This window comes from Cupriavidus taiwanensis (genome assembly GCF_900250075.1).
GTDB classification, from domain to species: Bacteria; Pseudomonadota; Gammaproteobacteria; order Burkholderiales; family Burkholderiaceae; genus Cupriavidus; species Cupriavidus taiwanensis_C.
The window spans coordinates 1,478,813-1,497,483 of the sequence record NZ_LT977070.1 but is presented as its reverse complement, the minus strand read 5'-3'; the positions used below and the strand labels follow the sequence as shown (position 1 = coordinate 1,497,483).

The 18,671-nt window shown below is 69.0% G+C and carries 18 protein-coding genes; 5 read left to right on the top strand and 13 right to left on the bottom strand.

Translation table 11 applies throughout. The features are described 5' to 3' along the window. Positions 1-14: 14 nt before the first annotated feature. The 4 genes from CBM2588_RS06955 to CBM2588_RS06940 form a co-directional block, all read right to left on the bottom strand. Positions 15-2,438 carry a DNA internalization-related competence protein ComEC/Rec2 gene (locus CBM2588_RS06955; protein ID WP_115679915.1) on the bottom strand — a complete coding sequence of 808 codons (2,424 nt, stop codon included), beginning with the start codon at positions 2,436-2,438 and terminating at the stop codon, positions 15-17. A 71-nt stretch (positions 2,439-2,509) separates the two neighbouring features. After that, positions 2,510-3,370, bottom strand: coding sequence for a TatD family hydrolase (locus CBM2588_RS06950; RefSeq protein WP_115679914.1), 861 nt, complete (start codon positions 3,368-3,370; stop codon positions 2,510-2,512). Between the two features lie 13 nt (positions 3,371-3,383). Next, complete coding sequence (lolD, locus tag CBM2588_RS06945) at positions 3,384-4,124, bottom strand: lipoprotein-releasing ABC transporter ATP-binding protein LolD (RefSeq protein ID WP_012352446.1); 741 nt, start codon at positions 4,122-4,124, stop codon at positions 3,384-3,386. After that, positions 4,117-5,367, bottom strand: a complete 1,251-nt coding sequence (locus tag CBM2588_RS06940) for a lipoprotein-releasing ABC transporter permease subunit (protein WP_115679913.1) — start codon at positions 5,365-5,367, stop codon at positions 4,117-4,119. The genes lolD and CBM2588_RS06940 overlap by 8 nt, the downstream gene beginning before the upstream one ends. A gap of 160 nt (positions 5,368-5,527) precedes the next feature. On the opposite strand from CBM2588_RS06940, the gene CBM2588_RS06935 reads away from it, so the two are divergent. Both CBM2588_RS06935 and recJ read left to right on the top strand, forming a co-directional pair. Next, entirely contained in the window at positions 5,528-6,658 is a 1,131-nt protein-coding gene (locus tag CBM2588_RS06935) for a hypothetical protein (RefSeq protein ID WP_115679912.1), read from the top strand. Positions 6,659-6,694: 36 nt separating this feature from the next. Then, entirely contained in the window at positions 6,695-8,398 is a 1,704-nt protein-coding gene (gene recJ, locus CBM2588_RS06930; RefSeq protein WP_115679911.1) for a single-stranded-DNA-specific exonuclease RecJ, read from the top strand. A 26-nt stretch (positions 8,399-8,424) separates the two neighbouring features. Here the strand turns inward: recJ and CBM2588_RS06925 are convergent, their stop codons facing one another. Beyond that, positions 8,425-9,150, bottom strand: coding sequence for a peptidoglycan DD-metalloendopeptidase family protein (locus tag CBM2588_RS06925; RefSeq protein ID WP_115679910.1), 726 nt, complete (start codon positions 9,148-9,150; stop codon positions 8,425-8,427). Positions 9,151-9,341: 191 nt separating this feature from the next. On the opposite strand from CBM2588_RS06925, the gene prfB reads away from it, so the two are divergent. The 3 genes from prfB (at position 9,342) to lysS (ending at position 12,910) form a co-directional block, all read left to right on the top strand. Continuing rightward, positions 9,342-10,446 (top strand): peptide chain release factor 2 gene (gene prfB / locus CBM2588_RS06920; protein WP_111519652.1). Its coding sequence is split into 2 segments (ribosomal slippage): positions 9,342-9,422 and positions 9,424-10,446, totalling 1,104 coding nucleotides; the frame shifts between segments, so codons are not numbered across the junction. A 100-nt stretch (positions 10,447-10,546) separates the two neighbouring features. Continuing rightward, positions 10,547-11,305, top strand: a complete 759-nt coding sequence (locus CBM2588_RS06915; protein ID WP_115679909.1) for an SDR family oxidoreductase — start codon at positions 10,547-10,549, stop codon at positions 11,303-11,305. Between the two features lie 48 nt (positions 11,306-11,353). Beyond that, positions 11,354-12,910 (top strand): lysine--tRNA ligase, encoded by a 1,557-nt coding sequence (gene lysS / locus CBM2588_RS06910; RefSeq protein WP_115679908.1) that lies wholly within the window; start codon positions 11,354-11,356, stop codon positions 12,908-12,910. 238 nt (positions 12,911-13,148) lie between these two features. On the opposite strand, the gene iscX is transcribed toward lysS, so the two are convergent. From iscX to CBM2588_RS06870, 8 genes are all read right to left on the bottom strand, one after another. Beyond that, complete coding sequence (iscX, locus tag CBM2588_RS06905) at positions 13,149-13,343, bottom strand: Fe-S cluster assembly protein IscX (RefSeq protein ID WP_018006908.1); 195 nt, start codon at positions 13,341-13,343, stop codon at positions 13,149-13,151. A 34-nt stretch (positions 13,344-13,377) separates the two neighbouring features. Then, positions 13,378-13,716: an ISC system 2Fe-2S type ferredoxin gene (gene fdx / locus CBM2588_RS06900; RefSeq protein ID WP_115679907.1), complete on the bottom strand. Its 339-nt coding sequence runs from the start codon at positions 13,714-13,716 to the stop codon at positions 13,378-13,380. Between the two features lie 40 nt (positions 13,717-13,756). Next, complete coding sequence (gene hscA / locus CBM2588_RS06895) at positions 13,757-15,622, bottom strand: Fe-S protein assembly chaperone HscA (protein ID WP_115679906.1); 1,866 nt, start codon at positions 15,620-15,622, stop codon at positions 13,757-13,759. A 108-nt stretch (positions 15,623-15,730) separates the two neighbouring features. Beyond that, positions 15,731-16,249 (bottom strand): Fe-S protein assembly co-chaperone HscB, encoded by a 519-nt coding sequence (gene hscB, locus CBM2588_RS06890; RefSeq protein WP_115679905.1) that lies wholly within the window; start codon positions 16,247-16,249, stop codon positions 15,731-15,733. A gap of 55 nt (positions 16,250-16,304) precedes the next feature. Beyond that, on the bottom strand, positions 16,305-16,529 hold the full coding sequence (locus CBM2588_RS06885) for a DUF3565 domain-containing protein (protein WP_115679904.1): 225 nt from the start codon (positions 16,527-16,529) through the stop codon (positions 16,305-16,307). Between the two features lie 34 nt (positions 16,530-16,563). Beyond that, positions 16,564-16,884, bottom strand: coding sequence for an iron-sulfur cluster assembly protein IscA (gene iscA / locus CBM2588_RS06880; RefSeq protein ID WP_012352433.1), 321 nt, complete (start codon positions 16,882-16,884; stop codon positions 16,564-16,566). Between the two features lie 40 nt (positions 16,885-16,924). Beyond that, positions 16,925-17,323: a Fe-S cluster assembly scaffold IscU gene (gene iscU, locus CBM2588_RS06875; protein WP_010809025.1), complete on the bottom strand. Its 399-nt coding sequence runs from the start codon at positions 17,321-17,323 to the stop codon at positions 16,925-16,927. Between the two features lie 74 nt (positions 17,324-17,397). Next, entirely contained in the window at positions 17,398-18,621 is a 1,224-nt protein-coding gene (locus CBM2588_RS06870) for an IscS subfamily cysteine desulfurase (protein WP_269462417.1), read from the bottom strand. Positions 18,622-18,671: the final 50 nt, after the last annotated feature.

Here is an 18,671-nt window from a genome sequence, read left to right as displayed (position 1 = left end):
GACACCCGCGCACCCTAGCGCGGCGCCGGCGGCCGTTCCCGCCAGTAGCGCGGCTCCGCGTGCCGGAACATCGACAGCGTGTAACCCGCGCGTGCCGTGTTCATGGTCACCGCGCCGGTTTCGTCGGTGCGATAGCGCAGGATGCCCGCGCGGCCAAAGCGCTCCCAGACTTCGGCGTTCGGATGGCGATAGCGGTTGCCATAGCCCAGCTGGAACACCGCGGCCGCGGGCCCGACCGCCTCGATCCAGTCCGTGCCCGAAGACGTGCCGCTGCCGTGATGCGCCACCACCAGAACGTCGGCGCGCAACGCTTCGGCCGGCATGCGCCCGATCAGCGCACGCTCCTGCGCGAGGCCGATATCGCCGGTCAGCAGCAGGCTGTGCGCGGCGGTGTCCACGCGCAGCACGCAACTGCGCGCGTTGCTGGCGATGGCGGCCTGCTGCGACTGTTCAGGCAACGGGTGCAGCACGGCAAAGCGCACCCCGTCCCACTCCCATTGCTGTCCCGCGGCGCAGGGGCGCCATTGGGCTCCATAATGCGGCGCCTCCAGCAGCGGGTGGCCGGCAGGCGCACCGGTGCTGCGCGCCACCACGGCCACTGTCCCCGCAATGTCCGCCACGCCGCCGGCATGATCGAGGTCTTCATGGCTGACCATCAGGTGATCGAGTTGCGACACGCCCTCGGCGCGCAGTACCGGCACCACCACCTGCGCGCCCGCGCTGGAGCCCGAGGCGTAGCCCGGCCCGGTGTCGTACAGCAGCACGTGCGAGCGCGTGCGCACCAGCACCGCGGTGCCCTGCCCGACGTCGAACATCACCGCACGGAACTGGCCGTCGGCAACCGGCGGACCGCGCGCCAGCAGCAGCGGCAGCATCAGCAGCGCGCCATGCCAGCGCAGGCGCGCCGCAGCCACGGGCGCCACCAGCAGCGCCACGCCAAGCGCAGCCAGCAGCAGCGCCACCGGCCCCGCGCTGGCCGCCTCCCACATCGCCCCGGGCAGCATGGAAAACCATTGCAGCACGGCAGCCAGTCCCTGCATGGCAAAGTGGGCGGCCGCCATCACCGGCACGGCCAGCCACAGCGGCAGCGCGGCGCCCAGCAGCGCCAGCGGCGTGACCAGCAGGCTGACCACCGGGATCGCCACCGCATTGGCAAACGGCGACACCACCGAGACCTGGCCGAACAGCAACAGCGTCAGCGGCACCAGCCCGATGGTCACGGCCCATTGCGTGCGCGCGCCCGCAGCAAGCGCGGCCCGCAGCCGTTGCCAGCGCCCTGCGGTCGCGGCGTCCCGTCCCGGCCGCGCAGCGAAGAAGATCACCGCGACGGCACCGAAGGACAGCCAGAAGCCCGGCAGCATCACCGCCCACGGATCCAGCAGCAACGCCACCAGCGCCGCCCACGCCAGCACGATCGACGCCGGCGGCGCCCGTGCCCCCCACACCGCGGCCGCCGCGACACAAAGCATGGCGACGGTGCGCAGCGCCGGGATCTGCATGCCGGCCAGCATGCCGTAACCCAGCGCGGTGGCCACCGCGACCACCAGCGCGGCTTGCCGGGCCGGCAGCCACAATGGCAGTGGCCGGCGCAGCCAGCGGCCGCAGCCGAACGAACGGCGCCACAGCAGTCCGGTGAGCGACGCCGCCATGCCGGCCACCATGGTGATATGCAGTCCCGAAATGGCCACCAGGTGGCTCACGCCCGTGCGCCGGAACAGCTGCCAGTCGTCCGCCTCGATGCCGCGCTGGTCGCCGATCACCAGCGCGACCAGCACCGCGCCGAAGCGCGCCCCGGCCGGCAGCGCGGCGCGCAGGTGCTCGCGCACGGCGGCACGCCAGGCTTCGATGCGCCAGGCCAGCCGCTCCGAGGCGGCATCCTGCGGCGCACCCTGGGCCCGGCGCACGTAGCCGGTCGCGCCATAGCCCTGCGCCAGCAGCCAGTAGGCGTAATCGAAGCCAAACGGATTGGCGAGCCCGCGCGGCCGCCGCAGGCGCAGGGTCAGCGTAAAGCGTTGTCCCGGGCTTAACTCGAGCGGCGCGTCGCGCCAGTTGAGGATGACCCGGCCCGGCAGCGGCTGGTCCGGCCCCGCGGACTGCTCGACGTTGAACGCGAAGCGTGTGCCGGTGGGAGATCGAGTGGGAAGCCCCGAGACCACCCCGCGCACGTTAAGGTCGCGCGCCTCCAGCCCCACGGGCAGCCATTCGCGCAGGCGCAGTTCGGCGCGCCAGGCGGCCCAGCAGTACGCCATGGCAAAGGCCAGCGCGGCCAGCGCCAGGCCTTGCAGCATGGCAGGCAGGCGCCTGCCCCACAGGGCCATGCCGATGGCGCACAAGGCCAGCAGCGCGGCGCCCAGGCGCAGGCCGTGCGGCTGCGGCAGCGTCGACTGCTGCTGCAGGGCCCAGCACCCGGCCACGAATGCCCCCACGAAGCGACGCACGGCACCTCCTCCGATGATCTTGCCTTACCGGAGTTGTACCCGCGCGCAGGCGCGGCGAGCTTGTCAGCCTGTCAAGAAGGCGTGGAAGTTGTGTGACCGCCAGCAAGCGGAGGCGCCATGGTGTCGGCAAACGCCGCCAGCCGCGGCAGCGCCGCCACGGCATTGCGCCAGGTCGCCTGCGCCAGCGTCAGGGCGTCGATGCCGCGCAGTTCCGCCATCACGCGCGCCACGCCGGCGACCTCCGCCGGCGTGTTGCGCGCCTTGTGCTGCTCCCCGAACTGGTCGTCCGACAGCCACGCCGGCGCGATGTCCGGCGCATCGGTTTCCAGCACCAGCGCCTCCAGCGGCAGCTCCGTCGCCAGCCGGCGGATCTGCCGCGCGCGACTGAAGGTGACATTGCCGCCGAAGCCCAGCTTCAGGCCCTGCTCGACGAAGCGCCGCGCCTGTTCGTGGCTGCCGTTGAAGGCGTGGGCGATGCCGCGTTTGACGCCGAGCTTGCGCAGCTGCGCGCCGACCTGGTCCTGCGACTTGCGCACGTGCAGCAGCACCGGCAGGTCGAACTCGCGCGCGATCTTCAGCTGTTCGGCGTAGAGCCAGGTCTGGTGATCCGCATCCAGCCCCGCGACGAAGAAGTCGAGCCCGATCTCGCCGATGCCGACGAAGCGCGGGTCGTCCATGCTGGCGGCCACCTGGCGCCGCAGCGTGTCCAGCTCGGGCTGGCCCGCGCCGGGCGAGCACAGCGGGTGGATGCCCAGCGCGTAGACGCAGCGCGCATCGCGATGCGCCAGCGCGCGCACGGCATCGAAGTTCCACGCGGCCACCGCCGGCACCACGATGCCGCGCACGCCGGCGGCCTCGGCCGCGTCGGCGACCTGCTCGCGGTCCGGGTCGAACTCGCCGGCGTCGAGGTGGCAATGGGTGTCGATCCACATGGGCGCGGCCGCTTCAGCGTTCCTGGTGCAGGTGGCCGTCGCGCAGCCGCAGCACGCGGTCGCAGCGCCCGGCCAGGTCCAGGTCGTGGGTAACGATGACGAAGCTGGTACCGAGCGTGCGCGACAGTTCCAGCATCAGGTCGTAGACGCCGCCGGCGGTGTGGTCGTCGAGATTGCCGGTGGGCTCGTCGGCCAGCACGCAGGCCGGCTGGCCCACCAGCGCGCGCGCAATGGCGACGCGCTGGCGCTCGCCGCCGGACAGCTCGCCCGGCCGGTGCCGCGAGCGCCCGCCCAGCCCGACGCGCTCCAGCATCGCCTGGGCAACTTCGCGCGCGGCGGACTGGGTCAGGCCGCGGATGCGCAGCGGCATCGCCACGTTGTCGAGCGCGGTGAATTCCGGCAGCAGGTGGTGGAACTGGTAGACAAAGCCCAGCGAGCGGTTGCGCACCACGTTGCGCTCGCGCTCGCGCAGCGCCGTGAAGGGCTTGCCGAGCAGCGCGACGCGGCCCGAATCGGGCTCGTCGAGCCCGCCCAGCACATGCAGCAGCGTGCTCTTGCCCGAGCCCGAGGCGCCCACGATGGCCACCTTCTCGCCGGCGTTGACGCGCACGTCGACACCGCGCAGCACGTCGACATCGAGCTCGCCCTGGCGGAAGCGCTTGGTCAGGCCCTCGGCCACCAGCACCGGCGCGCCGGTGCGCGGCAGGCCCGGGGCGGGCGTGGAAGTATCGGCTTGCAGCACGGCTTCACTCATAGCGCAGCGCCTCCGCCGGGTTGACGCGGGCGGCGCGCCAGCTGGGATAGAGCGTGGCCAGCGTGGCCAGCACGAAAGAGATGATGCCGATGGTGGCGATGTCGTTCACGCGGGGATCGGAAGGCAGTTGGCTGATGAAATAGATGTCGCGCGGCAGGAACTGCACGTGCAGCAGCCGCTCGATGAAGGGCACGATCACGTCGATATTGGTGGCGATCAGCGTGCCGCCGGCCACGCCCAGCAGCGTGCCGATAAAGCCGATGGCCACGCCCTGCACGATGAAGATCTTCATGATCGAGCCCGGCTGCGCGCCCATGGTGCGCAGGATGGCGATATCGGCCTGCTTGTCGGTGACGGTCATCACCAGCGTCGACACCAGGTTGAACGCGGCCACCGCGATGATCAGCGTCAGGATGATGAACATCATCCGCTTCTCGGTCTGCACCGCGGCAAACCAGTTGCGGTTCTGCTTCGACCAGTCGCGCAGGTAAAGCTCGCCCGACATGGTGCCGGCCAGCTGCTGCGCGACCAGCGGCGCGCGCTGCATGTCCTGCAGCTTCAGGCGCACCCCGGTGGGACCGCTCAGGCGGAACAGGGTCTCGGCGTCCCGCAGGTTGATCAGCGCCAGCGCGCTGTCGAACTCGAAATGTCCGGATGAAAACACGCCCACCACGGTGAACTGCTTGAGCCGCGGCAGCACGCCCGCCGGCGTGATGGTGCCCTGCGGCGCCAGCAGCGTGACCTTGTCGCCGACCTGGACGCCCATGGCATTGGCCAGCTCGTTGCCCAGCGCGATGCCGAAGCTGCCCGGCACCAGCGCCGCCATGCTGCCGGCGCGGAACTGGCTGCCGATCTCAGACACCTTGGGTTCCTGCGACGGCTCCACGCCGCGCAGCAGCACGCCGCGCACGGCATCGTCGCGGGTCAGCATGGCCTGCGCCGCCACATAGGGGGCGGCACCGACCACCTCCTTGTTCTGCAGCGCCTCGGCCGCGGTCTTCTGCCAGTCCGGCAGCGCCGACGGGCCGATCACCTCGATATGCGCCAGCACCGACAGCATGCGGTCGCGCACTTCCTTCTGGAACCCGTTCATCACCGACAGCACCACGATCAGCGCGGCCACGCCGAGCGCGATGCCCAGCATCGAGATCATCGAGATAAACGAAATGAAGGTGTTGCGGCTGGCGCGCTTGCTTGCGCGGGTGTATCGCCAGCCGATCTGCCACTCGTAGGGAAATTTCAAGAGGATTCCTGTTGTTTCGGAAAAGCGCCAGTGCCCGTCGGGGCGCCGCCGGCGGCACGCACGGGGGCCGTGGCGGGCGACGCCGCAGTCACGCCGCGGTCGGGTCGCGGTCGGCTCCGGGACTGGCGCGAGCCAGCCGGGAGTTTACAATCTCGCCACCATGATGACGCACCTGACCCTGATTGTGCCCTTTTCCGTCCCGCCCGGCGCCGGCGACGACGGCCGCGACGATGTTGTCCCCGGCGCGCTGCTGCGGCAATTGGAGCTGCCGGCGCTCGGAAAGTTGCTGACCCGGGCCGCGCCCGGTCCGCGCGAGCGGCACGACGACCCCTTCCTGCGCAGCCTGCCGCAGGAACGCTGGCTGGCCGGCAAGACCGGACTGGATACGGGGCGGGTGCCGCTGGCGCCCTATATGCGGCTGGCCGACAACGGCGGCGCCGCCACCGGCACCCCTGCGGGCACCCCGGCCGCGGCCGACGGCCAGTCGTGGGCCTGCCTGCAGCCGGTGCACATCCATGCCGCGCGCGATCACCTGGTGCTGATGCCGCCGGGCCAGCTCTGCCTGCGGCCGCAGGAAGCCAGCGCGCTGCGCGAGGCCATCGACGCGCTGCTGCAGGAGTCCGGCATCGCGCTGGAGACGCCCTGCCCGCAGCGCTGGTACCTGCCCGAGGCCGTGTTCGGCCCGCTCGAGGCCACCACGCCGCTGCGCGCCGCGGGCCGCAATATCGACATCTGGATGCAGGCTGGCGAGCGCGCGCGCGACTGGCGCCGGCTGCAGAACGAAATCCAGATGACTTGGTTCGACCACCGCGTCAACCAGGCGCGCGAAGCCGCCGGCGAGGTGCCGGTCAACTCGGTCTGGCTGTACGGCGGCGGCGCGCTGCGGCCGGTGCCGCGGCTGGCCGATACGGTGCTGAGCGGCGACCCGTTCCTGAGCGGCCTGGCGCTTGCAGGCGGCAGCCGCGTGCTGCCGGTGCCGGCAGGCCTGGCCGGCGCGGCCGCGCTCGAAGGCACGGTGCTGGCGATGCTTGACAGCGCCACCGAAGCGCATATCGCCGAGGACTGGGGCCTGTGGCTGGACCGCATGCACGCGCTCGATGCCGACTGGTTCGGTCCGGCGCTGGAGGCGCTGGCGGCCGGCAATATCGGCGCCATCACGCTGGTGCTGGGCGGCGAGAACCACTTCGCCGAGTTCACCGTGCGGCGCGCCGACCTGCGCAAGTTCTGGCGCGGCATGGGCCAGCGCGGCGACTGGCGCGCGCTGCTGTCCGACCTTGCCCTTGCCGCCTGAAGCCATCGCTCCCGACACCCCACTGCCGCCCCGCCCATGACCCGGATCGCCATCCGCCAATATTCCCCCGAACACGCCAGCGCGCTGGCCGCCACCGGCCTGCACCCGACCCTGGCGCGCATCCTGGCCGCGCGCGGCGTGGCCCGCGCCACGGAACTGGCCACCGACCTGCCCGAACTGGTGCCGCCCGCGACCATGAAGGGCATCGACCACGCCGCGGCCTACCTGGCCGACGCCATCGCCGCCGGCAAGCGCCTGCTGATCGTCGCCGACTATGACTGCGACGGCGCCACCGCCTGCGCGGTGGGCGTGCGCGGGCTGCGCATGCTGGGCGCGCGGGTGGAGTACATCGTGCCCAACCGCTTCGAGTACGGCTATGGCCTGACGCCGGAGATCGTGGCGCTGGCGGCCAGGCAGAATCCGGATGTGATCGTCACGGTCGACAACGGCATCGCCAGCGTCGACGGCGTCGCCGCGGCCAATGCGCTGGGCATCGACGTGGTGGTGACTGACCACCACCTGCCCGGCTCGGAGTTGCCGCAGGCCGCGGTGATCGTCAACCCGAACCAGCCGGGCTGCGAATTCCCCAGCAAGAACCTGGCGGGCGTGGGCGTGATGTTCTACGTGCTGCTGGCGCTGCGCGCCGAGCTGCGCCGCCGCGGCGTCTACACCCCACAGACCCAGCCGCCGCTGCAGACGCTGCTGGACCTGGTGGCGCTGGGCACCGTGGCCGACGTGGTCAAGCTGGACACCAACAACCGCATCCTGGTGGCGCAGGGCCTGCGCCGCATGCGCGCCGGCCGCATGCAGCCCGGCGTGGCCGCGCTGTTCCGCGCCGCCGGCCGCGAGGCCGCGCGCGCCAATACCTTCGATCTTGGCTTCGGCCTGGGGCCGCGCCTGAATGCGGCCGGCCGGCTGGCCGACATGTCGCTGGGCATCGAGTGCCTGCTGACCGACGATGCCAACCGCGCCTGGGAAATCGCCCAGGAGCTGGACAGCATGAACCGCGAGCGGCGCGACATCGAGGCCGGCATGCAGCAGGAAGCGCTGCGGATCCTGGAGCAGCCCATGGCCGGACTGGCCGGCGCGGATGCCTCGCGCTTTACTGTCAGCGTGTTCAACGATACCTGGCACCAGGGCGTGATCGGCATCGTGGCGTCGCGGCTGAAGGACAAGTTCCACCGCCCCACCATTACCTTCGCGCCGGGCGACGACACCACCGTCAAGGGTTCGGGCCGTTCGATCCCGGGCTTCCACCTGCGCGATGCGCTCGACCTGGTGTCCAAGCGCCATCCCGGCATGCTGCTCAAGTTCGGCGGCCACGCCATGGCGGCGGGACTGACCGTGCGGGCCGAGCGCTTTGCCGAGTTCCAGGAAGCCTTCGAGGCGGTCGGGCGCGAATGGCTGACCGACGACCAGCTGGCGCGCGTGATCGAGACCGACGGCGATATCGAGGACCAGTGCTTCAGCCCGGAGTTCGTCACCCTGCTGGAACAGCAGGTGTGGGGCCAGGGCTTCCCGGCGCCGACCTTCTGCGGCGAGTTCGACGTGCTGCGCCAGAGCGTGCTCAAGGGCAAGCACCTGAAGCTGCAGCTGGGCCGGGGCAGCCAGCGCTTCGACGCGATCTGGTTCAACCATGCCGACTCGCTCGGCGCCAGCGCGCAGGTGGCGTACCGGCTCGACAACAACACCTTCAACGGCGTCACCCGCGTGCAGCTGGTGATCGAGCACGCGCAGTAGCGTGCCCGGAGCGCGGCGCGCCCTGCTCAGCCGCGCGACGGCAGGTAGCTGGCCGGATTCACCGGCTTGCCGTTGCCGCGCACCTCGAAGTGCAGCTCGCTCGGGCTCGCGCCCATGCGGCCCACGTCCTGCCCGGCCGACACCTGCGCGCCTTCGCTGACCAGCGGCTGGTCCAGGTTGCCGTAGACGGTAAGCCAGTCGTCGTTGTGCTTGACGATCACCAGCATGCCGTAGCCGCGCAGGTTGCCGACGTGGATGGCGCGGCCGGCGGCGGCGGCGCGCACCGTGCCGTTGGCCGGCACGGCAATGCTCAGGCCCTTGCTGGCGGGTGGGGAGAAGCCCGCCGTGACGCGACCGTCGGCCGGCCATTGCAGGCGGATGCTGCTGGCCGGCGGCCGGGATGCCGCGGCACTGTCGGCGCGCGGCGTATCGGTCACGGACTGCCCGGTGCCGGTCGACGCGGTGGCGCTGCCGGCAGCGGCGCCCGGCGGACGCACGCGGATCAGCTGGCCCACCTCGATCTGGCTGGGGCTGGTGATATCGCTGTTCCAGCGGGTCAGGTCGCGCACGCTGCGGTGGTGCTTGCGCGCGATCGAATACAGCGTGTCGCCGCGCTCGACGCGGTAGTAGCCGTCCGGCACGGGCCCGCCCGTGGTGCCGCAGCCGGCCGTGATCGCCGCCGTCGCGGCCGCCAGCAGCAGGCCCAGCGTACGGCGCCGGCCTGGCTCGATGTCATGTCTGGTTTTCGTCATGCGTCCTGTTCTTGGTCTGTGCCGGGGGCGGCTTGCGACCCGTATTATCGCCGCGCGCGCCGCCCGGCACCGCCGGATAGACCGCGCCGGCGCCGTTGCGTTCGGTTCGGGGCGCCGCCATGACGCCCCGCAAGCCCCGATCTGCCGCGCCGATCCGCTATAATTCGAGGTTTTCGAAGCGCAGGAACATCATGGAAGCAGAACGCCTCAACGCCATCTCCGGTGCCATCTCCGATCTCCGTTCCCGGACGGAAGATCTACGGGGGTATCTTTGACTACGATGTCAAAGTAGGAAGGCTGGACGAAGTCAACGGCCTGCTGGAAGACCCCGACGTCTGGAACAACCCCAAGCGGGCCCAGGACCTCGGCAAGGAAAAGAAGATGCTCGAGGGCGTGGTCGGCGTCCTGGGCAAGCTCACCGATGACCTCGTCGGTGCGGAAGAACTGTTCGAACTCGCCAAGGAAGAAGGCGACGACGACACCCTCGAATCGATCGAGACCGACGTCAAGGGCTTCGAGGCGGTGGTGGCCGACATGGAATTCCGCCGCATGTTCGCCGGCGAGATGGACCAGGCCAACGCCTTCATCGACATCCAGGCCGGCGCCGGCGGCACCGAAGCGTGCGACTGGGCCTCGATGCTGCTGCGCCAGTACCTGAAGTACTGCGAGCGCAAGGGCTTCAAGGCCGAGGTGCTGGAAGAGTCCGAAGGCGACGTGGCCGGCATCAAGAGCGCGACCATCAAGATCGAGGGCGAGTACGCCTTCGGCTACCTGCGTACCGAGACCGGCGTGCACCGCCTGGTGCGCAAGTCGCCGTTCGATTCGTCGGGCGGGCGCCATACCTCGTTCTCGTCGGTGTTCGTCTACCCGGAGGTGGACGATTCGTTCGAGGTCGAGATCAACCCGGCGGACCTGCGCGTGGATACCTACCGCGCCTCGGGCGCGGGCGGCCAGCACATCAACAAGACCGATTCGGCCGTGCGGATCACGCACATTCCGACCGGGATCGTGGTGCAGTGCCAGAACGACCGCTCGCAGCACCGCAACCGCGCCGAAGCCATGTCGATGCTGAAGTCGCGCCTGTACGAGCACGAAATGCGCAAGCGCCAGGCCGAGGCCGACAAGCTCGAGGCCGGCAAGACCGACGTGGGCTGGGGCCACCAGATCCGCTCCTACGTGCTGGACCAGAGCCGCATCAAGGACCTGCGCACCAACGTGGAAATGTCCAACACCCAGAAGGTGCTGGACGGCGACCTGGACCCGTTCATCGAGGCCAGCCTCAAGCAGGGACTCTGAGACCGTACCCGCCGCCGGCCGGCGGCGGCACAGCAACCCATCCATCGCTGTACCGCCGCCCGCGCCTTGCCGGCACGACGGCCTTTCCGACCGGGGCACCATGAGCGAAGCCAATCACCTGTACATCATCACCGGCGCCTCGCGCGGGCTGGGCGCGGCACTGACCAACGCCCTGCTCGTGCCGGGCAACCGCCTGATCTGCGTCGCGCGCAGCCGCAACACCGAGCTGGAGCGCATCGCCACGCTCAGCGGCGTGCCGGTGGCCTGGCACCTGCAGGACCTGTCGCAGGCCGGCCCTGCCGCCACCTGGCTCGCCAGCGTGCTCGACACGCTCGACCTGCCGCCGACCAGCGCCACGCTGATCCTGAATGCCGGCGTGGTCGAGCCGATCGGTCCGGTCGCGGCGCTTCAGGAAAAATCGCTGGTGCCGCACCTGCTGACCAACCTGGCGGCGCCGATGACCATGACCGCGGCGTTCCTGGAGCGCACCGAGAAGTTCGGCTGCCCGCGCAAGGTGCTGGCGATCTCCTCCGGCGCGGCACGGCGCCCGATCGAAGGCTGGAGCGCCTATTGCGCCGGCAAGGCCGGGCTCGACATGTTCATGCGCTCGGTCAACGCCGAATACGCACAGGCCGAGGCGCCGCGCACCGTGCGCGCGGTGGCGCTGGCGCCGGGCGTGATCGATACCGGCATGCAGGCCACCATCCGCAATGCCGATTTTGCCCAGGTGCAGCGCTTCCGCGAGCTCAAGGCCAACCAGCAGCTCGCCTCGGCCGAGGAAACCGCGGGCCGCATCGTCGCCTACCTGCACCGCCCGGATTTCGGCAGCACCGAGCTGGACGATCTCCGCAACTACTGAAGCCATACTGAACCCGCGCGCGGCACCGCGCGCGACCGACACGACATCATGACCGAACCGAACCGCGCCCAGGCCCCGGCGCAGAACAAGGCCGCCGCCGCCGACACGCCCGCCGTCGACGAAAACAAGATCATCGCGGAGCGGCGCGAGAAACTGGCCGCGCTGCGCCAGCAAGGCGTGGCCTTCCCCAACGATTTCCGCCCCACCCACCAGGCCGCCGCGCTGCAGGCGCAGTACGCCGACACCGAACAGGCCACGCTCGAGGCCGCGCCGGTCGAGGTTGCCATCGCCGGCCGCATGATGCTCAAGCGCGTGATGGGCAAGGCCAGCTTCGCCACCGTGCAGGACGGCAGCGGCCAGATCCAGTTCTACATCACCCGCGACAAGGTCGGCGAAGAGGTCTACGCCGCGTTCAAGCACTGGGACCTGGGCGACATCATCAGCGCCCGCGGCGAGCTGTTCCGCACCAACAAGGGCGAGCTGTCGGTGCAGGTGCGCGAGCTGCGCCTGCTGTCCAAGTCGCTGCGCCCGCTGCCGGACAAGTTCCACGGCCTGGCCGACCAGGAAATGAAGTACCGCCAGCGCTATGTCGACCTGATCGTGTCGCCGGAAACGCGCAACACCTTCCGCGCCCGTACCGACGCGATCTCGTCGCTGCGCCGCCACATGGCCGACGCCGGCTTCATGGAAGTGGAAACGCCGATGCTGCACCCGATCCCGGGCGGCGCCGCGGCCAAGCCGTTCATCACGCACCACAACGCGCTGGACATGCAGATGTTCCTGCGCATCGCGCCCGAGCTGTACCTGAAGCGCCTGATCGTCGGCGGCTTCGAGCGCGTGTTCGAGATCAACCGCAACTTCCGCAACGAGGGGGTGAGCCCGCGCCACAACCCCGAGTTCACCATGATGGAGTTCTACGCGGCCTACACGGACTACCGCTGGCTGATGGACTTCACCGAAGACCTGATCCGCAAGGCCGCGATCGATGCGCGCGGCAGCGCCGTGCTGACCTACCAGGAGCGCGAGCTGGACCTGTCCAAGCCGTTCCACCGCCTGACCATCTGCCAGGCGATCCAGAAGTTCGCGCCGCAGTACACCGACGCGCAGCTCGGCGATGCCGAATTCCTGCGCACCGAACTGAAGAAGTTCGGCGTCAACACCAACGCGCCGCAGTTCCTCAATGCCGGGCTGGGCACGCTGCAGCTGGTGCTGTTCGAGGAAACCGCCGAGAGCCAGCTGTGGGAGCCGACCTTTATCGTCGACTACCCGGTCGAGGTCTCGCCGCTGGCGCGTGCCTCGGACACGGTGCCGGGCATCACCGAGCGCTTCGAGCTCTTCATCACCGGCCGCGAGATTGCCAATGGCTTCTCGGAGCTGAACGACGCCGAGGACCAGGCCGACCGCTTCCGCAAGCAGGTCGAGCAGAAGGATGCCGGCGACGAGGAAGCAATGTACTTCGACGCCGACTATATCCGCGCGCTGGAATACGGCATGCCCCCGACGGGCGGCTGCGGCATCGGCATCGACCGCCTGGTGATGCTGCTGACGGACAGCCCGAATATCCGTGACGTGATTTTGTTCCCGCACCTGCGGCGGGAAGACTGAGGCATTGCAAAACCGCCGGTTTGCTCCCCTCTCCCGCTTGCGGGAGAGGGGCCGGGGGAGAGGGCAGGCGCTGGCATACCGATGGCCTTCGCTTCGTGGATACTCCCGCCCTCACCCCAACCCTCTCCCGCAAGCGGGAGAGGGAGCAAACCAGCAGGTAATCAGGGCCGTGTAGCAGCATCAAAGCAAAAAGGCCGGCATCAAGCCGGCCTTTTTGCTTATTCCTGACATCAGGAAGTCATTCCGCTTCCTCGATCCACGCCTGCTGGATCGCCTCCAGGATCTTCTCGCCCGAGCGCGCCGGATCGTCGGCGAAGCCGTCGAGTTCCAGCACCCAGCGGCGCAGGTCGGTAAAGCGCACGCCCGCCGGGTCGACATCCGGGAACTTGTCGTACAGGGCTTCGGCGATAGCGTAGGTATCGGTCCACTTCATGGGCTTGTTCTCCGCTGGGGTCTGTGCCGGCCGCTCAGTGGCCTTCCTTGGCGTGGTTGATGGTGTACTTGGGAATCTCGACGGTCAGGTCTTCCTCGTCGACGATGGCCTGGCACGACAGGCGCGAATTCGGCTCCAGGCCCCAGGCCTTGTCGAGCAAATCCTCTTCCTTTTCCTCAGCCTCGTTGAGCGAGTCGAAGCCCTCGCGCACGATCACGTGGCACGTGGTGCAGGCACAGGACTTCTCGCACGCGTGCTCGAGATCGATACCGTTGGAGAGCAGGGAGTCGAGGACGCTGACGCCCTTCTCGGCTTCGATCACCTTCCCTTCCGGGCAGTATTCGACGTGGGGCAAAACAATGATCTGTGGCATGTCGTTTCCTGGGTTCTGTAGTGCGGTGCAGGCGCGGTGATCAGCCCAGCTCCTGTACCTTGCGCCCCGCCAGTGCGCTCTTGATCGAGCGGTCCATGCGGCGGGCGGCGAATTCGTCGGTGCCGTGCGACAGTTTTTCCACCGTGGCGCGGATCGCCAGGTGGTCTTCTCCCCTGGCAATCTCGCGCACGCCGGCGATCAGCGCTTCGACCTGTGCGCGCTCCTCGGCCGACAGCAGGTCGCCATCGGTCTGCAGCGCACGCTCGGTGGCCTCGACCAGGCGTTCGGCCTCGACACGTTCCTCCGCCAGCGCACGGCTCTTCATGTCGTGCTCGGCCTCGCGGAAGCTGTCCTGCAGCATGCGCGCGATATCGTCGTCGGCCAGCCCGTAAGACGGCTTGACCGTGACCGACGCTTCCACGCCCGAGTGCGTCTCGCGCGCGGTCACCGACAGCAGCCCGTCGGCGTCGACCTGGTAGGTCACGCGGATGCGCGCCGCGCCCGCGACCATCGGCGGGATGCCGCGCAGCTCGAAGCGCGCCAGCGAACGGCAGTCGCTGGCCAGCTCGCGCTCGCCCTGCAGCACGTGGATCGCCATCGCGGTCTGGCCGTCCTTGAAGGTGGTGAATTCCTGCGCACGCGCCACCGGGATGGTGCTGTTGCGGGGGATGATCTTCTCGACCAGGCCGCCCATGGTCTCGACGCCCAGCGACAGCGGGATCACGTCGAGCAGCAGCCAGTCTTCGCCCGGGGCATGGTTGCCGGCCAGCAGGTTGGCCTGCATGGCGGCGCCCAGCGCCACCACGCGGTCCGGATCGAGGTTGGTGAGCGGAGTCTGGCCGAAGAAGTCGCCGACCGCCTTGCGGATCGACGGCATGCGCGTGGCGCCGCCGACCAGCACCACGCCCTTGACCTCGTCGGCGCCGACGCCGGCATCGCGCAGCGCCTTGCGCACCGGCGCCAGCGTCTTCTGCACCAGGTGGGCGGTGATCTGCTCGAAGGTTTCGTCGGTCAGCGTCAGGTGCACGATCTCGCCGGACTCCAGCACCGCGTCGATCACCGTGCTGTCGGCTTCCGACAGCGCCTCCTTGGCGGCACGCGCGCGCACCATCAGCAGGCGCATGTCCTGCGCCGACAGCGGCTGCAGGTTGGCCTGCTCGACGATCCAGCACAGCAGGCGCTGGTCGAAGTCGTCGCCGCCCAGCGCCGAATCGCCGCCGGTGGCCAGCACTTCGAACACGCCCTGGGTGAGCTTGAGCACCGAGATATCGAAGGTGCCGCCGCCCAGGTCATACACGGCATAGATGCCTTCGGCGGCATTGTCGAGGCCGTAGGCAATGGCCGCGGCAGTGGGCTCGTTGAGCAGGCGCAGCACTTCCAGGCCGGCCAGGCGCGCGGCGTCCTTGGTCGCCTGGCGCTGGGCCTCGTCGAAATACGCCGGCACCGTGATGACGGCGCCGACCAGGTCGTCGCCCAGGCTGTCTTCGGCGCGCTGGCGCAGCGTGGCCAGGATCTCGGCCGAGATCTCGACCGGGCTCTTCACGCCGGCCGCGGTCTTGATCTGCACCATGCCGGGCGCATCGACGAAGTCGTACGGGCTGTGCTCGATATTGGCGACGTCGCGCAGGCCGCGGCCCATGAAGCGCTTGACCGAGACGATAGTGTTCTTGGGGTCGCGCACCGCTTCGTCCTGGGCCCGGTAGCCGATATGCGCGGTACGGTCTGGCAGGTAGCGCACCACCGAGGGCAGCAGCGCGCGGCCGCGCTCGTCGGCCAGCACTTCGGGAATGCTGCTGCGCACCGCGGCCACCAGCGAGTTGGTGGTGCCGAGGTCGATGCCGACCGCGAGGCGGCGTTGATGGGGCGCCGGCGACATGCCGGGTTCGGAAATCTGGAGCAGTGCCATGGTAATTCTTCGCTGTCTTGTACGGCAGGGGAAACCGCCATGCGGGGCGGCATGCGTGCGGTTTTCAGGCCGGGCGCCATTGTGTCATGGCCCCGGCGATCTTGCCGGTCAGTCTTCCAGCCGGTCGATGGCCTCGCTGGTATCGTGCTCGATCTTCTCGATAAACATCAGTTGCCGCACCGCGCCGCCGGCCGAGTCGTTGTCGCCGGCATCGAGCAGCGCGCCCAATGCCGCGTGGCGCTCGCGCTTCTCCTGGCGCAGCTCGCGCAGCAATGCATCGAGGCGGTCCACGTCGCGCGCTTCCACCGCGTCCTGCAGCGCTTCGCGCCATTCCATCTGCTGCATCAGGAACGCGGGCGACATGGCGGTGTTGTTCTCCGCCTGCACGTCGATGCCGCGCAGCTTGAGCAGGTAGGTCGCGCGCCGCAGCGGCTGGCGCAGGGTGCGGTAGGCTTCGTTGGCATGCGCGGCCCACTGCATCGCCACGCGGCGCTCGGCATCGCCGGCCTTGGCGAAGCGGTCCGGATGCGCCTGCGACTGTACGGTGCGGTAGGCCGCGTCCAGCGCGGCCTCGTCGACGCCGTACTGCACCGGCAGGCCGAACAGCGCAAAAAAATCGTCTTTCAACTGCTTCCCCAAGAAAAAAGAGCGGCCGCGCCGCCCTTCGTCCGTACTGCCGCCGCTACCGCGCGGGCTGGCTGGCCCACTCGGCCGGCGGCTCGTTGCGGTCGCACTTCAGGCAGTTCACCCGCGTGCCGATCATGGCGGCGCGGCCCGCCTCGCTCTGCGTCCACGGCCGCGACTGCCACGGCGGGTCATGCCGCACATGCTGGCCATGGCCGCAGTCGAGTTCGGCCACCCAGTGGCCTTCCTCGTCCCGGCGCAAGCCGACGATGCTGCGCTCCACCGGACCCGCCCGAATCAGTCTGCGCTGGCGCAGGTCAGACCGTAAACGACTCGCCGCAGCCGCACTCGTCCTTGACGTTGGGATTGTTGAAGCGGAAGCCTTCGTTCAACCCTTCGCGCGCGTAGTCGAGTTCGGTGCCGTCGATATACGGCAGGCTCTTGGCGTCGACGATGACCTTGATCCCGTGCGATTCGAACACGTTGTCTTCCGGCAGCAGTTCGTCGACGTATTCCAGCTTGTAGGCCAGGCCCGAGCAGCCGGTGGTCTTCACGCCCAGGCGCAGGCCCACGCCCTTGCCGCGGCGTTCCAGGTAGCGCGCCACATGCTTGGCGGCCTTCTCGGTCATGGTGATCATCGTTGCGTTCCTTCGTCGGTGCCGTGCTCAGTGCGACAGGTCAGGCGGCCTTCTGCTCGGCGCCGTGCTTCTTCTTGTAGTCTTCGACGGCGGCCTTGATCGCGTCTTCAGCCAGGATCGAGCAGTGGATCTTCACCGGCGGCAGCGCCAGTTCCTCGGCGATCTGGGTGTTCTTGATCTCCAGCGCCTGGTCCACGGTCTTGCCCTTGACCCACTCGGTCACCAGCGACGACGAGGCGATGGCCGAGCCGCAGCCATAGGTCTTGAACTTGGCGTCTTCGATCACGCCCGCTTCGTTGACCTTGATCTGCAGCTTCATCACGTCGCCGCAAGCCGGGGCGCCGACCATGCCGGTGCCGACCGCGTCGTCGTTCTTGTCGAACGAGCCGACGTTGCGGGGGTTTTCATAGTGGTCGAGAACCTTCGTGCTGTATGACATTTGGCTTACCTCTTGCGTATCTTTTACGGGGGTCTTGCTGTTATTTTGGCGGGATCCCGCGGGTGCTCAGGCGCTCAGTGCGCGGCCCACTGGATCGAATTCAGGTCGACGCCGTCCTTGAACATTTCCCACAGCGGCGACAGGTCGCGCAGCTTGCCGATCTTGCTCTTGAGCAGCTCGACGGTGTAGTCGATTTCCTGCTCGGTGGTGAAGCGGCCGACCGTGAAACGGATCGAGCTGTGCGCCAGCTCGTCATTGCGGCCCAGCGCGCGCAGCACATACGACGGCTCCAGCGAGGCCGAGGTGCAGGCCGAGCCCGACGACACCGCCACGTCCTTGATCGCCATGATCAGCGACTCGCCTTCGACGAAGTTGAAGCTGACGTTCAGGTTGTGCGGCACGCGGTGCTCCAGGTCACCGTTCAGGTAGACCTCTTCCATGTCCGACAGGCCGTTCCACAGGCGGTCGCGCAGCATGCGGATGCGCTCGTTTTCGGTTGCCATCTCTTCGCGGGCGATGCGGAAGGCTTCGCCCATGCCGACGATCTGGTGCGTGGCCAGCGTGCCCGAGCGCATGCCGCGCTCGTGGCCGCCGCCGTGCATCTGCGCCTCGATGCGCACGCGCGGCTTGCGGCGCACGTAGAGCGCGCCGATGCCCTTGGGGCCGTAGGTCTTGTGGGCCGAGAACGACATCAAATCGCACTTCAGCTGGTTCAGGTCGATCACCACCTTGCCGGTCGCCTGCGCGGCGTCGCAATGGAAGATGATGCCCTTCTCGCGGCAGATCTCGCCGATCTGCTCCACATCCTGGATCACGCCGATCTCGTTGTTGACCAGCATCACCGACACCAGGATGGTGTCCGGGCGCAGCGCCTGCTTGAACACCTCCATGTCGAGCAGGCCGTTGTCCTTCACGTCCAGGTAGGTCACTTCAAAGCCCTGGCGCTCCAGCTCGCGCGTGGTGTCGAGCACGGCCTTGTGCTCGGTCTTCACGGTGATGATGTGCTTGCCCTTGCCCGAATAGAAGTTCGCGGCACCCTTGATCGCCAAGTTGTCCGATTCGGTCGCCCCCGAGGTCCACACGATCTCGCGCGGGTCGGCGCCGACCAGTGCGGCCACCTGCTCGCGCGCCTCTTCCACCGCGCGCTCCGCGTCCCAGCCGTACGCATGGCTGCGCGACGCGGGATTGCCGAACTGCTCGCGCAGGTACGGAATCATCTTGTCCGCCACGCGCGGGTCCACCGGCGTGGTGGCCGAGTAATCCATGTAGATGGGGAAATGTGGGGTGCTCATCGTTATGACTGCCTTGTAAGGGACCGCTGATCGCTGTGTTGCTGTCTTGCCGGCGC

Coding starts and splice junctions, on each gene's coding strand:
- recJ (WP_115679911.1), top strand. CDS start 6,695: ATGACCCGGATCGCCATCCGCCAATATTCCCCCGAACACGCCAGCGCG.
- iscU (WP_010809025.1), bottom strand. CDS start 17,323: ATGTCATACAGCACGAAGGTTCTCGACCACTATGAAAACCCCCGCAAC.
- iscA (WP_012352433.1), bottom strand. CDS start 16,884: ATGATCACCATGACCGAGAAGGCCGCCAAGCATGTGGCGCGCTACCTG.
- iscX (WP_018006908.1), bottom strand. CDS start 13,343: ATGAAGTGGACCGATACCTACGCTATCGCCGAAGCCCTGTACGACAAG.
- lysS (WP_115679908.1), top strand. CDS start 11,354: ATGACCGAACCGAACCGCGCCCAGGCCCCGGCGCAGAACAAGGCCGCC.
- CBM2588_RS06925 (WP_115679910.1), bottom strand. CDS start 9,150: ATGACGAAAACCAGACATGACATCGAGCCAGGCCGGCGCCGTACGCTG.
- fdx (WP_115679907.1), bottom strand. CDS start 13,716: ATGCCACAGATCATTGTTTTGCCCCACGTCGAATACTGCCCGGAAGGG.
- CBM2588_RS06950 (WP_115679914.1), bottom strand. CDS start 3,370: ATGTGGATCGACACCCATTGCCACCTCGACGCCGGCGAGTTCGACCCG.
- hscA (WP_115679906.1), bottom strand. CDS start 15,622: ATGGCACTGCTCCAGATTTCCGAACCCGGCATGTCGCCGGCGCCCCAT.
- CBM2588_RS06935 (WP_115679912.1), top strand. CDS start 5,528: ATGATGACGCACCTGACCCTGATTGTGCCCTTTTCCGTCCCGCCCGGC.
- CBM2588_RS06915 (WP_115679909.1), top strand. CDS start 10,547: ATGAGCGAAGCCAATCACCTGTACATCATCACCGGCGCCTCGCGCGGG.
- lolD (WP_012352446.1), bottom strand. CDS start 4,124: ATGAGTGAAGCCGTGCTGCAAGCCGATACTTCCACGCCCGCCCCGGGC.